This window comes from Nocardiopsis sp. N85, from assembly GCF_028882275.1.
GTDB classification, from domain to species: Bacteria; Actinomycetota; Actinomycetes; order Streptosporangiales; family Streptosporangiaceae; genus Nocardiopsis; species Nocardiopsis lambiniae.
Genome location: NZ_JARBUT010000006.1, coordinates 63067 through 76350, shown reverse-complemented (window position 1 = coordinate 76350; position 13284 = coordinate 63067). Strand labels below are relative to the sequence as shown.

Here is a 13284-nt window from a genome sequence, read left to right as displayed (position 1 = left end):
GTGGCCGGGCCGGTGGTCCGCCCCGGTCCGTGACCTCCCCGGGCGGGCCGGCGGCTCCCGTCGAGGAGGGCCGGCAGGCGTCGGTCGGCCGAGTGCGCGGGACCCGCCGAGGGAGGCTCCGCACATTCCCACCGTCAGTGGTGGGTGCGCACCACCACGCGCACGCCCCGGTAGTCGTCCAGTCCGGTGAGCAGGGTCGGGCGGCCGTGCACGCTCGCCGGGGCGCCCTCGCGGACGGCGGCGCCGAAGAAGTCGGCCCAGGCGTAGGCGGCCTCCGGGCCCGCCTTCGAGGCGGTGCCGTGCAGCCCGCCGGAGCGGTCCAGCAGCCATTCCACCGGTGGAAGTCCGTGTTCGGACTCGGCGGCCACCAGCCGGGTCAGCAGGGCGGCGGCGCGACCGCGCGCCTCGTGCGCTCGTTCCTCGGACGTGTCGACCGGTTCCACCATGCCGTCCCCCCGTCGTTCCCCGCCGGAACGGGGATCGGTCGTGTTCGAGGTCCATTCTTCCCGGGATCGGGTCGGCGCGGCGGGAGAATCCCGGATCTGTGGACAACGCCCCCACCAGGTCCCTAGCCGCGCGCCGCGGCCACGGGGACGGCCGGCACACCGATCCCCTCAAGGGCGGCGGAAGGCCGGGTGGTCCTCGCGACGCCGGGGGCCCGTTGAGCCCGTACGCTCGGGCTGGTTGGATCTCCTGGGGCGGAAGCCGGTTCCGCCCGGTAGGTCGGAGGTGGCGCATGAGGTCCGTTCCCGGCACGGGGAGTCCCTGGCTCCGTCGTTTCCACGCGCGGGAGGGGGCGCGGCTCACGGTCGTGCTGTTCCCGCACGCGGGCGGGTCGGCGAACTTCTATCGGGAGTGGTCGGCGGACCTGCCCGAGGAGTACGCCCTCCTCGTCGTGCAGTACCCGGGCCGGGAGACCCGGATGGGGGAGCCCCCGGTCGACCGGATGGAGGACCTCGCCGAAGGCGCCGTCGCCGCGATCGAGGAGTGCGTGAGCGGACCCTACGCGCTGTTCGGGCACAGCATGGGCGCCCTGGTCGCCTACGAGAGCACCCGACGGTTGGCGAAGGGGCCGCTGGGCGCCCCGGTGCGGCTGTTCGCGTCGGCCCGGTGCGCCCCCGGCCGGGAGGGGCCGACCGCCGGGGTGCACCTGTTGGACGACGACGGTCTGGTCGCCGTCATCGAGGCACTGGGCGGCACACCCCCGGGCGTGCTGGCCGACCACGGCCTGCGGTCCTTGGTGCTGCCCGCCGTGCGGGGCGACTACCGGCTCGTCGACACCTACCGCCCGACCGCGCCCGCCCCCGTGGACGTGCCCGTCACGGCGCTGGCCGGGGCCGACGATCCCTCGGTCACCCCCGAGGAGGTGGCGGCGTGGGCGGAGACGACCACGCGCGGGCACGTCCTGGAGGTGCTGCCGGGCGACCACTTCTTCCCGGTGCGCCACCGTGCCGAGGTGCTGCGGATCCTCGCCCGGGACCTGGCCGGCTGATCACAGACGCGGGTCGACCGCCTCGCCCGCCGGCCCCTCGACCCTGTCGCGGTCCAGGGCGGTGACCACGTAGGCGCCCTCGGCTTCGGAGTCGTCGGTCCAGGTCGTGTCACCGGTGACCCCGAGCAGGGTGTCGGCGGTGAGGGTCTCGCAGACGTCCTCGACCCCGCCGGATTCGATGATCTCGGCGTGTTCGGGGGCGATCCGGTAGACGGCGTAGAGGCGGGCGTCGTCGTCGGCCCGCCATGTCAGGTCGGTGCCCTCGTCGGAGGCGGTGGCGGTCAGGCCGCGCACCGCGCCCACCCGGGGGTCGGCGTCGGCCGGCACGTCGGCCAGGGGCGGCAGGGCCGGGTGCGCGTAGTACTCCTCGCGCACGTGGGCGAACGCCTCGGCGGCCTCCTCGGTGAGGGAGGTGAAGGAGAAGTAGACGTCGCCGTCGATCCCGTCGATCCCGGAGGAGTGGTCGAGCTGGTCGGTGAGGGCGTTCTCGCCCTGCCATCCCGGCTCGCCCGCCCGGTAGGCGGCCTGGCCGATGTACAGGTCCACGTCGGTGTCGGCGACCTCGTTCGCCCACCAGTCGGCCAGGACCTCGTAGTCGGCGGCGGCGAATCCGCGCTCCCAGTACAGCTGGGGGACCACGTAGTCGATGGTGCCCTCGCGGATCCAGGCGCGGGTGTCGGCGTGCTGGGCGGCGTAGGACTCCAGCCCCTCGGTGGCCGATCCGGTGGGGTCGCTGCCGTCGTTGCGCCAGATGCCGAAGGGGGAGATGCCGAACCGCACCCAGGGCTTGGTCTCCTCGATGCGTTCGTGGATGCCGGCGACGAACCGGTTCACGTTGTCGCGCCGCCAGTCGTCGCGGTCGTCGAAGTCGCCGCCGTGGGCCTCCCAGGAGGCGTCGTCGTCGAACTCCTCGCCGTCCTTGGGGTAGGGGTAGAAGAAGTCGTCGAAGTGGACGCCGTCGATGTCGTAGCGCTCCACGACGTCCATGATGACGTCGGTGACCCACGCCCGCACCTCGGGGTCTCCGGGGTCGAGGAAGCCCTCGCCGCCGTAGCGGATCATCCAGTCGGGGTGCTCGTTGACGGGGTGGTCGTCGGCGAGGGTCTCCAGGTCGGAGGAGACGCCGACGCGGTAGGGGTTGAACCAGGCGTGCAGTTCCAGACCGCGTTCGTGGGCTCCGGCGACGGCGTACTCCAGGGGGTCGTAGCCGGGGTCGCCGCCCTGTTCGCCGGTGAGGTAGCGCGACCAGGGCTCCAGGTCGGAGGCGTAGACGGCGTCGGTGGTGGGGCGCACGTGCAGGAAGACGGTGTTGAGGCCCAGCTCCGCGGCCTCGTCCAGACGGGCGTCGAGTTCGGCCCGCTGCTCGTCGGCGGACAGGCCGGGCTCGGAGGGCCAGTCGATGTTGCCGACGGTGGTGAGCCAGGCGCCGCGCATCTGGCGTTTGTCGTCGGCCGCCCCGCACAGGGCGGCGCCGGGGCCGGGGTCGGCCGATCCGGTGGTGCCGACCATCGCGTAGCCGGCCAGGACGAGCCCCGCCGTGGCGCCGAGCGCCACCCATCGTCGGTACGGGTGCGAAGCCGGGCCGGCGTGTCGACCAGAAGCCACGGGATCTCCTCTGAGCTGCCTCCACGGTGCGCCCGGTGGCGCACCGGAGCTCAGACTAGGTCATTGCATAACGTTTTGGACACTCTGGGGCGTAGGGGAGATTATCTTTACCTTTTTCGGGGAGGCGGCGACGCTAGTCGGTGACGGCCTGCCCGTGCTTCCAGTACCCGATGAAGGTGATGTCGTCCTTGGCCACCCCGCGCTCGCGCACCAGGTGCCGGCGCAGCTCGGTGGGCAGCGCGTTCTCGCCCGCGATGAAGCAGTACGGGCGCTCCTCGGGAAGGTCGGCGGCGCGGACCGTCTCCAGGGCCAGGCGGCCCGGCACCTCGTGCGGGTCGGTGCGCGGCAGCCAGTGCACCTCCACCCCCGGCAGCGACCGCAGGGGGCGCACGTCGGCGGCGGAGGGCACCTCCAGGTACACCCGGGCGCGCAGGCTCTCGGGGGCCTGCTCCAGGATCGACACGATCGCCGGGAGCGCGCTCTCGTCGCCCACCAGGAGCTGCGTCCCGGCCTCGGGGGAGGGCAGGTAGTAGACGCCGTCGGTGAGCAGGCCGATCTCGTCGCCCGGCCGGGCGACGCGGGCCCAGGCGGAGGCGGGACCGCCCTCGCCGTGGTCGACGAACTCGATGTCCATCTCCAGGGCGGACGGGTCGAAGCGGCGCACCGAGTAGTTGCGCACGTAGGGCTGCCGCTCCTTGGGCATCGCGTACAGCTGCGACACCCAGCGCCGGTCCGCGGTGGTGGGCAGGTGCACCCGTTCCTGGCCGGGGCGGGGCAGGAACAGGCGCACGAACTGGTCGCGGCCCAGGAACTCGAAGTCGGCGAGTTCGTCCCCGCCCAGGGTCACGTTGACGAAGTGCTCGGTGATCCGCTCGGTGCGCACGACGCCGGCGCGCATCACGGCGCGGTGGGAGGGGTTCTCGACACGCACGGGAACACTCTTCTCGGTCGGGGACGAACAGACACGAAACTCACATGAGGTTAGCCTTACCAACCGTGTTAGTCGACCGGGGGCGGCCGTGCCCGGATCCGAACACCTCCCGCACCACCCGTGCCCGGCCCGGCCCCGTACGTTCGCCGACGACACGAGAGGCCCGTCGTGTCCATCCCGCGATCCGACGCCCCCGCGCGGGGGCGTCCTCAGGCCGGTCCCAGACGGCGGTCCAAGATCGCGGCCAGCGACGCGCACCCGCGTCGCAGGTCGGCCGGGTGCGCCGAGCCGTACCCCAGCACCAGACCGTGCACCGTCGGTTCGGCGTGGCTGGTGCGACCGGTGTCGTCCACGATCACCCCGTGTGCGGCGGCCTCGGCGACCACCGGGGCCACCGCCTCGGCCGGTAGTGGCAGCATGGCGTGCAGCCCGGCGGTGTCCCCGGTCAGTCGGGGCCCCAGGTGTTCGATGACCAGGGCCCGACGGCGCGCGTACTCCAACCGCATCCGCCGCAGGTGCCGGTCCAGGTCACCGCGTTCCAGCAGCAGCGCCGTGGCGGCCTGCACCGCTCCCGGGGTGCGGTCGGTGAGGCCGTGGCGCACCCGCGCCAGGTGCTCCACCAGATCGGGTTCGGCGACGATCCACCCGATGCCCAGGTCCGGGGTGAGGGTCTTGGACAGGGTGCCCAGCAGCACCACCCGGCCCGGGTCCATCCCGTACAGGGCGGGCAGCGGCGCCACGTCGTAGCGGAACTCGGCGTCGTAGTCGTCCTCGACGACCACGGCCCCGGTCTCGCGGGCCCAGGCGATGAGGCGTTCGCGCCGGGGGACCGGCAGCCTGCCGCCCAGCGGGTACTGGTGGGCGGGGGTGGTGTACACCAGACCCAGGTCGCGGGGCAGGCCGTCGGTGACGAGGCCGTCGCCGTCCACCGGGCAGGGGACGATGCGCGCGCCGCGCGCGGCCAGGACGGTGCGGGCCTTTCCGTAGCCGGGCTCCTCCACCCCCGCCCGGTCGCCCGGGGCGATCAGGGCCGCCCCCGTCAGGTCCAGGCCGTTGCCGGTGCCCCGGGTGACCAGGATGTTCTCCGGTCCCACGGCGATGCCGCGGGCGCGGCGCAGGTGGTCGGCGAGCAGGCCGCGCAGCCGGGGCAGACCGCGCGGATCCGGGTCGTCGTCGTGGGGCAGGTCGGCGGCGTGCCGCCAGGCGCGGCGCCAGGCGGCCCGGTCCACCGCGTGTACCCAGGGCGCCCCCGGGCGCAGGTCGATGAGGCCGCGTTCGCGCAGTTCGGTGCGGGAGGGGCGGTGCTCGTGCCGGGCGATGCCCCCGCCCCGGGCGGCGGCGGTGCGCCAGGCGGGCTCGATGGGGCCGCGTTCGACGGGTGCGGGTGCGGCACCGGGGGCGACGAAGGTGCCCGATCCGTGCCGGCCCTCCAACCAGCCCTCGGCGTACAGCTGCTGGTAGGCGTCGGTGACGACGGTGCGGCTGACGGCCAGCTGGGCGGCGAGGGTGCGGCTGGAGGGCAGGCGCTCGCCCGGGACGAGGGAACCGTCGGACATCGCCGCGCGCAGCGCGGCGGCCAGCTGGACCGTGAGCGGGACGGCGTCGGCCCGGTCCAGGCGCAGGGCCGGTTCGGCGTGGTGGCGGGGCACGGGGGCGCTTTCCAGGGCTGGAGATACGGGGCGGGCGGCAGGAACGGGCCGGACATCCGAGACGAATCATCGGACATGTATCTCATATTAGCGCCGAGTGGGCGGTGCCCACCGTTCTCGCCGGTGGAGACCGGGGCCGGTGCGACGAGGCGGCCCTCGACATCCCCGCCCGGACTCGACGGCGGTCGTGTCGCGAGGCGCGGGCGGGACCGTCCGGTTCCCCGTTCACCGCCCGGAACGGGAGGTCGGGAAAGTGGTCGTGGGTTTTCGCCCGGAAGTGGCCCTGGGTCGCAGGCCACCCGGACCCTAGCGTGAAGACATGCGCCCTACCACCGAAACCCCGCGGCCCCCGCGGCCCTCCGCCGCCGCGCACGCCCCGCTCTCGGCCACCGACCGGACCCGGCTGCGCCGGGGCGGGCACAAGCAGCGCACGGACCGCTCCGAGCTGTACGCCCTGCTCGACGAAGGCCTGTTCTGCCACCTGGGGGTGATCGTCGACGGCGCTCCCCGGGTGCTGCCCACCGCCTACGGCCGCATCGACGACACCCTGTACCTGCACGGGTCCACGGGCGCCCGGTCGTTGCGCACCGACTCGGAGGTGTGCGTGACGGTCACCCTGGTCGACGGTCTGGTGCTGGCCAGGTCGGCGTTCCACCACTCGGTCAACCACCGGTCGGCGATGATCTACGGCCGTCCCCGGGTGGTGGCCGAGGAGGCCGAGCGCACGGCCGGGCTGCGCGCTCTGACCGAGCAGATCTCCCCGGGGCGGTGGGACGCGGTCCGCGCGCCGGACCGCAAGGAGATGGCGGCCACCCGGGTGTTGGCGTTGTCGCTGGCCGAGGCGTCGGTGAAGGTCCGCACGGGGCCGCCGGTGGACGAGGAGGAGGACCACGCCCTGGACGTGTGGGCGGGGGTCGTCCCCGTGCGTCAGGTGTTCGGCGAACCCGAGCCGGACCCGCTGCTGCGGTCGGACATCGAGGTGCCGCGCCATGTCGGCGCGCGCCGTTCGCCCGTGTGACGCGGGGCGGGTCCGGAGGGACGATCGGTCCCTCCCCGTCCGTATCGTCCCCGCCGCTTTCGCGGGACCGGTTGTGTACGGAGCGTGATATGGCTATGGTCTGCTGTGATCACTCGCAGTAGCCGTGTCATCACGTGAAGGAGTGTGTCCTGTGTCGCGCGGTCTCTTGGCGCTCGCTCTGGCCCTGGTCCTGTCGATGGCCCCGGTGACGGACGGTGCGGTGATCGCGCGGGAAGCGCCGGGCACGTGCGACGAGCACAGCCGTTCGGGCGGCACCTGGAGCACCTCCTGTCGGGCCCTGCCCCGCCTGCCCCCCGGCCTGCCTCCCCGGGCCGTCGCCGAACGGATGCGCGCCCTGATGCCCCTGCCCGCCCCCCTGGGGGACACCGCCATGACCACCGTCACCGGCGTCCCCCTGTGCCTTCGCCCCGCGCGCCCGGCCCGCGCCGAGGTCGTCCTCACCTCCCGGGCCTTCGGTGAGACCGTCACCGTCGTGGCGGTTCCCGAGACCGCCCGTTGGGAGACGGGCGAGGGATCCGCCTTCACCTGCGCGGTCCCCGAGATCGGTTGCGTCCACACCTACACCCGTCCCTCCGGTGACGCCCCCGAAGGGGCCTTCCCCCTCACCCTCACCCTCACCTGGTCGCTGAGCTGGCACGACGGAGTCGGCAACGGCGGCACCCTGGAGCCTCTGTCCACCGCCGCCACCCGGGCCGTCCGGGTGCGCCACGTCGAGGCCCTCCTGTCCTGACCGGGCCGCGGCGGGCGGCCCGGCACCTCATGGCCGGAGCGACCGGTAGTGGGCGCGCGTCTCGGACGGAAGTCTCTCGATCGCCGCCCGCAGCAACGGACGCGGCGCCCGCGCCGCGTGCTCGTCCAGGAACGCGAGCAGCCGGGCGCGGTCCACCTCGCCGGCCGCCCGCAGCATCCACCCCACCGCCTTCTGGACGAGTTCGTGGCCGTCCTCGACGAGGATCCCGGACAGGGCGAAGGCGTCGTCCAGGTCCCCGTGCGCGATGAAGTGCGCGGTCGCCACGATCGCGGTGCGCCGCTCCCACGGGTCCTCCGAGCGCGCCAACGCGTACAGCACGTCGCGCGGCCGGTCGCGCAGGTGACGGCCGACCACGTGGTGGGCCGCCAGGTCCACCAGGTCCCAGTCGTTGACCCGGTCGTGGCGGCGCAGGTACAGCGCCGCGAGCACGCCGATCTCCTCGGGGGTGGCCTTGCGGTCCCTGGCCTTCTTCTCCATGATGCTCATCGCCCCGGCGCGTGCCTCGTGGACGGGGCTGTCCATGAGCTTTTCGATCTCCTCCGGCTCCATCGCCCGGAACTCCTTGGCCAGGGCGAAGACCGTGCCCATCCGCACGCCGATGAAGTGGTCGTCGGGGTCCTGATGGTCGGCGTCGAACCTGAAGTAGCGCTGGTACTTGCGCAATTCCTCGTCGCTGCGGTGCTCGTCGAGACGGGCCAGGAAATCCTCGGCCGTGGGAGATGTGCTCATGGGGACAGTAGATCGCGCGCCACCCACATTCGGCGAGCACCGACTCCGCGCAGAACGGCACGAGAGGAGGACATCAAGTGTCCTCCATGTTCGGGACGGTGGTGTTCGGGCCCATCGGGGCCCGTCCGACACAGGAGAACGAGGGGGACACATGACTGTTCTGGTGACCGGGGCGACGGGGAACGTGGGACGCCACCTGGTGCGGTGGCTGGTCGACCGGGGGCACCCGGTACGCGCGCTCACCCGCACCCCGGACCGCGCCGACCTGGGACCCGGGGTGGAGGTCGTCGGCGGCGACCTCACCGACACCGCGACCCTGACCGGGGCCTTCGCCGGGGTGGACGCCGTCCACCTCATCACCTTCGGGGGCGAGGGGGACGAACTCGACAACGCCGCCGACATCGTCGACCTGGCCGTGGCCTCCGGGGCGCGGCGCGCCACCGTCCTGGGCGCCTGGGGCGGCAGTCCGATGGAGCGCGCCGTACGCACCGACCTGCTGGAATGGACGCTCCTGGCCCCGGGGGAGTTCATGTCCGGGGCCCTGGAATGGGCCCCCGACGTGCACGGGGAGGGGGCCGTGCGCACCCTCTCCGACTGGCCCAGCGCCGTCGTGCACGAGGCCGACATCGCCGCCGTCGCGGGCGTCGCCCTCACCGAGGGCGGACACGGCGACCGCATCCACGTGCTGACCGGACCCGAGGCGCTCACCCCCGCCGCGCGGGCCGAGGCGATCGGGCGGGCCATCGGCCGCGAGGTCGCCTGGGTGCGCCTCACCGAGGAGCAGGAGCGCGCGCGTCTGCGCGCCCAGGGTTTCCCCGAGGAGTACGTCGAGTTCGGGATCTCCCTGGCCACCGACCCGCCCGAGACCGCCGACCGCGTCCTGCCCACCGTCGAGGAGGTCACCGGGCGTCCGGCCCGCACCTTCGCCGACTGGGCGCGGGACAACGCCGACGCCTTCCGGTCCTGAGCCGGCCGTCGGGCGGGCACGGGTCCCCGGTGGGCGCCCGTGCCCGCCCGACGTTCACGGCGGTACCGTGTTCACCACGGTCCGTCGGTCACCGGGGCTCCGCCCTCACCTCGGCGCGATCTCGATCAGCGCGTACCCCGAGGGCGGTGCCAGGGTCCGCACCGACGTCACCGTGAGGTCGGCGCGCGAGCACAACGCCTCGAAGTCGGCGCGGGTCCGCTCTCGACCGCCGGTGTTGACCATCATGTTCAGGTCGCTCAGGAACGGCACGGTGTTCTCCACCGTGGCCGCGCCGTCGGGCAGCATCGGTTCCACCAGCAGCAGCCGACCGTCCTCGGCGATCGCCTTCCGACAGCGGGTCAGGATCCTCACGGCCCGGTCGTCGTCCCAGTCGTGCACGATGCTCTTGAGGAGCAGCACGTCCCCGGCGGGGACGGTCGAGAAGAAGTCCCCCGTCACCACCGCGCAGCGGTCGGCGACCCCGGCGCGCTCCAGGGTCGCCGGTGCCCGGACGGTCCCGTCGGCGTTGTCGAACACCACCCCCCGCAGGTGCGGATGGCGGGCCAGGATCGCGCTCAGCAGTGTCCCGTCCCCGCCGCCCACGTCCACGACCGTGGTGAACGGCGCGAAGTCGTAGGCGTCGGGCAGGACGCGGGCGGTGCCCCGGGTGCCGTCGGCCATGGCCGCGTGGAACATCGCCGCCTGTTCGGGGCGCCCCCGCAGGTGGTCGAAGAACGATTCCCCGTGGACGCGGTCGAAGGCCACCGAGCCGTCGCGCACGCTCCCGGCCAGTTCCCGCCAGGAGTCCAGCAGGAGGGGGTCGGTGTAGAAGCGCGCGATCGCGGCCATGGATTCGGGGTGGTCGGAGCGCAGCAGCCGTCCGGTCGGGGTGAGCGCGTACCGTCCCGGCGCCGTCTCCTCCACCAGGTCCACGGCCGCCAACGCCCGCAACAGCCGTTCCACGGTGTCGGCGCGGGCGTCCAACGTCCGGGCCAGCCCGATGGCCGTGGACTCCCGGTCGCCCAGGGCGTCGGGCAGGCCCAGCCGGACCGCTCCGCCGACGAGGTGGGCGACCATGCCGCCGAACAGCATCCGTCCCAGCGCCGTGTGCGGTCGCGGGTCCGGCGAGGGTCGTGTCATCGGCTCACTCCCCGGTGTCGGCGTGCCGGGGCAGGACCGCGACCGGGACCGTCGCGGAGTGCAGGACGCCCTGGCTCACCGAGCCCAGGAACAGGCCGCGCACACCGCCCCGTCCCCGGGAACCGACCACGATCAGGTCGGCCTCGGCGCCCGCCTCGACCAGCGCCGTGACCGGTTCCTTGCGGGTGCGCACGACGGACAGGTCCACCCGGTCCACGGTCTCGTCGATCACCTCGGCCAGCACCCCGGCGACGATCTCCTCCGACTGGCGGTCCAGGAAGTCCTCGGGCGGTGTCCACCCCGAGGCGATGAGCGCGGGGGAGGCGAACGGTGTGGGCGCCTCCCAGCTGTTGACGACCACCACCGAGCCGTTCTCGGAACGGGCCGCCGTGTGCAGGGCGAAGTCCAGGGCGTGCTGGGAGTCCAGGGAGCCGTCCACGCCGACCACGATCCGTTCGGGGGCGGCGGGCGTCCCGGCGTCCCCCTCGTGGTGGGGGACCACGACCACCGGGCAGGTGGCCCGGGCCGCCAACCGGACGCCCGCCGTGCCGGCCAGAGCCGAGCGCACCGGGCCGAAACCGCGCGACCCGACCACGATCAGGTCACCGGGCCCGCTACGGCGCAACAGCGCCACGGGGGGTTCCTCCAGCGCCAGCTCGGTGAGCACCTCCAGATCCGGGTGGAGCCTTCGGACGTGGTCGGCCTCCTTCTCCAGGATCCGTTCACCCTGCCGGGAGATCTCCTCGGTGGGCGGGAACCGCGTGCGCCCCGCGTAGACGCTCGTCACCACCGGCATCGACAGGGCGTGCACCACCTTCAGGGGCAGCCCTCTGCGTTCGGCCTCGGCGGCCGCCCACTCCAGCCCCGCGCGCGCTTCGGTGGATCCGTCGACGCCCGTCACCACCGCCGGGGTGCGCGCCTGATCGTCGGTCATCGTGTGCCTCCCTCGTCGGGCGCACGTGGCCCGCGCCCTTCCAGGAGTCTGCCCCATGGTCGGTGCGGGAACCGACAGTCCCCCTGGTGTGGCGGAGAACTCCGAGGACTCAGTCCCGCTCGGCGATGGGGGCGCGCACCGCGTACTCCTCGGCCCAGACGACCAAGGGGACGAGGCGGTCGGTGACCTCGCGTCCGGCGTCGGTGAGGCTGTACTCCACGTGCGGGGGCACCACGGGGCGCGCGTCGCGCAGCACCAGCCCCTCGGCCTCGAAGGAGCGCAGGGTGCGGGCGAGCATCTTCTCGCTGACGCCCCCGATGCGGCGCAGCAGCCCGCTCCAGCGCAGGGGGCCGTCGGCCAGCGCGATCAGGACCAGGACGCCCCACTTGGAGGTGATCTCGCCGAGCAGCCGGCGGGAGGGGCAGTCGGCGCTGAACACCTGACCTTCCGGAAAAGCCTTCGTGACGCTCATACCCCCTAACTTACCCAGAGGCGGGTACCCGGGGAAAAGGAGGTACCGGACCTTCGGGAGGGACTCCCCCCTGGCGGGTCGTGTTCCCCGTTCCGTGGAGGACGGAGCCGGGGAACCCCGTCGGTGTTCCCCGGATTCGACATCGCGTCGCCCCACCGGGGTGTTCTCGCGGGTGAGGGGACCGGCCGGGCGGTGGGGCGGCTATCGTCCGGTGGGCGGGGACAACGTCCCCGGCCCGTGGCGGAGTCCGACGGCGGGCCGTACAGAGAAGGAATCCCGGCTTGCACACGAGCACCCCACCGCACCAGGACCCGGTCGCCGATCGCCGAGCGGGCATGCCCCCGTGGTTGCCCCGGGCGGTCATGATGGTGATGTGGACCGTCACGGGTTTCGGTATCGCCCTGTGGTTGTTCCTCCAGTTGCAGGGGCTCATCGTCCTGCTGTTGATCTCGCTGTTCCTGGCGTTGGCGTTGGAGCCGGCGGTCAACTGGCTGCACCGCCGCCGCTGGCCCCGCGGGCCGGCCACGGGCGCGGTCATGCTCCTGGTCCTGGTGGCGACCGGGGTCTTCCTGAGCATGCTCGGCTCCATGCTGATCGGCCAGGTGCTGGCCCTGGCGGCCGAGACGCCCGCGATGTTGCGCGCCGCGCTGGTCTGGTTCAACGCCACCTTCGACACCGACTACTCCCCGACCACCCTGATCGAGCAGGTCAGCAGTGCCAGCGGGGTGGTGGAGGGGTACGCCTCCAGGATCGCCGACAACGCCCTGGGCGCGGGGACGACCCTGCTGGGGCTGCTCTTCAACGGGTTGACGGTCGCACTGTTCACCTTCTACCTGTGCGCCGACGGCCCGCGCTTCCGCCGTGTCATCTGCTCGGTCCTGCCGCCCCGGACGCATCGCGAGGTGCTGCGGGCCTGGGAGATCACGATCGAGAAGACGGGCGGGTACCTCTACTCCCGGGCGCTCCTGGCGCTGGTCTCCAGCGTCGCGCACTATCTCGTCCTGGTCGCGCTGGACGTGCCGTTCGCCTTCGCGCTGGCGCTGTGGGTGGGGGTCCTGTCGCAGTTCATCCCCACGGTCGGCACCTACATCGGCGGTTTCGTGCCCGTGCTCGTGGCGTTGTTGCAGGGGCCCTGGGCCGCGGTGTGGGTGCTGGCGTTCGTGGTCGTCTACCAGCAGTTCGAGAACTACGTCCTCCAGCCGCGGATCACCGCCAAGACGTTGGACATGCATCCCGCCGTGGCGTTCGGGTCGGTCCTCGCCGGCGTCGCGATCATGGGCGCGCCCGGTGCGCTGCTGGCGCTGCCCATGGGGGCGAGCCTCCAGGCGTTCCTGGGCACCTACATCCGGCGCTACGAGGTGGCCGAGCACCCCCTGTTGAGCGCCGCCCGGACGTCCGATGGTCCGGCGGGGGAGGATCGGATCCGGGCGGAGGGGGAGGACGGTTTCGGGGAGGAAGTGACCGCCCCACGGGAAGAGGGAACCGGCCCGGACCCGGGACGGCCCGGACCTCTCCCACCTCATGGCTAACCTCAAGGTGGGTACCTGACAAAAAAGTGGGTACGGGAACTTTGGA

General features: G+C 73.1%; 13 protein-coding genes. 5 read left to right on the top strand and 8 right to left on the bottom strand.

The window, feature by feature from the left end; genetic code table 11:
- Positions 1-134: 134 nt before the first annotated feature.
- Entirely contained in the window at positions 135-446 is a 312-nt protein-coding gene (locus PWG71_RS10660) for a hypothetical protein (RefSeq protein ID WP_274809471.1), read from the bottom strand.
- Positions 447-736: 290 nt separating this feature from the next.
- On the opposite strand from PWG71_RS10660, the gene PWG71_RS10655 reads away from it, so the two are divergent.
- On the top strand, positions 737-1492 hold the full coding sequence (locus PWG71_RS10655; protein ID WP_274809470.1) for a thioesterase II family protein: 756 nt from the start codon (positions 737-739) through the stop codon (positions 1490-1492).
- Here PWG71_RS10655 and PWG71_RS10650 read toward each other — a convergent pair whose 3' ends face one another.
- The 3 genes from PWG71_RS10650 to pdxR form a co-directional block, all read right to left on the bottom strand.
- On the bottom strand, positions 1493-3097 hold the full coding sequence (locus PWG71_RS10650; RefSeq protein ID WP_446725005.1) for a glycoside hydrolase family 10 protein: 1605 nt from the start codon (positions 3095-3097) through the stop codon (positions 1493-1495).
- Between the two features lie 133 nt (positions 3098-3230).
- Positions 3231-4028 (bottom strand): siderophore-interacting protein, encoded by a 798-nt coding sequence (locus tag PWG71_RS10645; RefSeq protein ID WP_274809469.1) that lies wholly within the window; start codon positions 4026-4028, stop codon positions 3231-3233.
- Between the two features lie 209 nt (positions 4029-4237).
- Positions 4238-5677: a MocR-like pyridoxine biosynthesis transcription factor PdxR gene (pdxR, locus tag PWG71_RS10640; protein WP_274809468.1), complete on the bottom strand. Its 1440-nt coding sequence runs from the start codon at positions 5675-5677 to the stop codon at positions 4238-4240.
- A gap of 319 nt (positions 5678-5996) precedes the next feature.
- On the opposite strand from pdxR, the gene PWG71_RS10635 reads away from it, so the two are divergent.
- Complete coding sequence (locus PWG71_RS10635) at positions 5997-6695, top strand: pyridoxamine 5'-phosphate oxidase family protein (protein ID WP_274809467.1); 699 nt, start codon at positions 5997-5999, stop codon at positions 6693-6695.
- Positions 6696-6846: 151 nt separating this feature from the next.
- Positions 6847-7446 (top strand): hypothetical protein, encoded by a 600-nt coding sequence (locus PWG71_RS10630; RefSeq protein ID WP_274809466.1) that lies wholly within the window; start codon positions 6847-6849, stop codon positions 7444-7446.
- 27 nt (positions 7447-7473) lie between these two features.
- On the opposite strand, the gene PWG71_RS10625 is transcribed toward PWG71_RS10630, so the two are convergent.
- Entirely contained in the window at positions 7474-8196 is a 723-nt protein-coding gene (locus PWG71_RS10625; RefSeq protein ID WP_274809465.1) for a DNA alkylation repair protein, read from the bottom strand.
- A gap of 151 nt (positions 8197-8347) precedes the next feature.
- Between PWG71_RS10625 and PWG71_RS10620 the strand changes: the two genes are divergently transcribed.
- Positions 8348-9163, top strand: coding sequence for an NAD(P)H-binding protein (locus PWG71_RS10620; protein ID WP_274809463.1), 816 nt, complete (start codon positions 8348-8350; stop codon positions 9161-9163).
- A 105-nt stretch (positions 9164-9268) separates the two neighbouring features.
- Here PWG71_RS10620 and PWG71_RS10615 read toward each other — a convergent pair whose 3' ends face one another.
- From PWG71_RS10615 to PWG71_RS10605, 3 genes are all read right to left on the bottom strand, one after another.
- Positions 9269-10303: a methyltransferase gene (locus PWG71_RS10615; RefSeq protein ID WP_274809461.1), complete on the bottom strand. Its 1035-nt coding sequence runs from the start codon at positions 10301-10303 to the stop codon at positions 9269-9271.
- Positions 10304-10307: 4 nt separating this feature from the next.
- Positions 10308-11237 carry a universal stress protein gene (locus tag PWG71_RS10610; RefSeq protein WP_274809459.1) on the bottom strand — a complete coding sequence of 310 codons (930 nt, stop codon included), beginning with the start codon at positions 11235-11237 and terminating at the stop codon, positions 10308-10310.
- Positions 11238-11346: 109 nt separating this feature from the next.
- Positions 11347-11709 carry a winged helix-turn-helix transcriptional regulator gene (locus PWG71_RS10605; RefSeq protein ID WP_274809458.1) on the bottom strand — a complete coding sequence of 121 codons (363 nt, stop codon included), beginning with the start codon at positions 11707-11709 and terminating at the stop codon, positions 11347-11349.
- A 281-nt stretch (positions 11710-11990) separates the two neighbouring features.
- Between PWG71_RS10605 and PWG71_RS10600 the strand changes: the two genes are divergently transcribed.
- Positions 11991-13238: an AI-2E family transporter gene (locus PWG71_RS10600; RefSeq protein ID WP_446725004.1), complete on the top strand. Its 1248-nt coding sequence runs from the start codon at positions 11991-11993 to the stop codon at positions 13236-13238.
- Positions 13239-13284: the final 46 nt, after the last annotated feature.

Bases quoted from the DNA above. Each gene is read 5' to 3' on its own strand.
- PWG71_RS10660 (WP_274809471.1), bottom strand. From the start codon at position 446: ATGGTGGAACCGGTCGACACGTCCGAGGAACGAGCGCACGAGGCGCGC.
- PWG71_RS10655 (WP_274809470.1), top strand. From the start codon at position 737: ATGAGGTCCGTTCCCGGCACGGGGAGTCCCTGGCTCCGTCGTTTCCAC.
- PWG71_RS10635 (WP_274809467.1), top strand. From the start codon at position 5,997: ATGCGCCCTACCACCGAAACCCCGCGGCCCCCGCGGCCCTCCGCCGCC.
- PWG71_RS10625 (WP_274809465.1), bottom strand. From the start codon at position 8,196: ATGAGCACATCTCCCACGGCCGAGGATTTCCTGGCCCGTCTCGACGAG.
- PWG71_RS10620 (WP_274809463.1), top strand. From the start codon at position 8,348: ATGACTGTTCTGGTGACCGGGGCGACGGGGAACGTGGGACGCCACCTG.
- PWG71_RS10615 (WP_274809461.1), bottom strand. From the start codon at position 10,303: ATGACACGACCCTCGCCGGACCCGCGACCGCACACGGCGCTGGGACGG.
- PWG71_RS10610 (WP_274809459.1), bottom strand. From the start codon at position 11,237: ATGACCGACGATCAGGCGCGCACCCCGGCGGTGGTGACGGGCGTCGAC.
- PWG71_RS10605 (WP_274809458.1), bottom strand. From the start codon at position 11,709: ATGAGCGTCACGAAGGCTTTTCCGGAAGGTCAGGTGTTCAGCGCCGAC.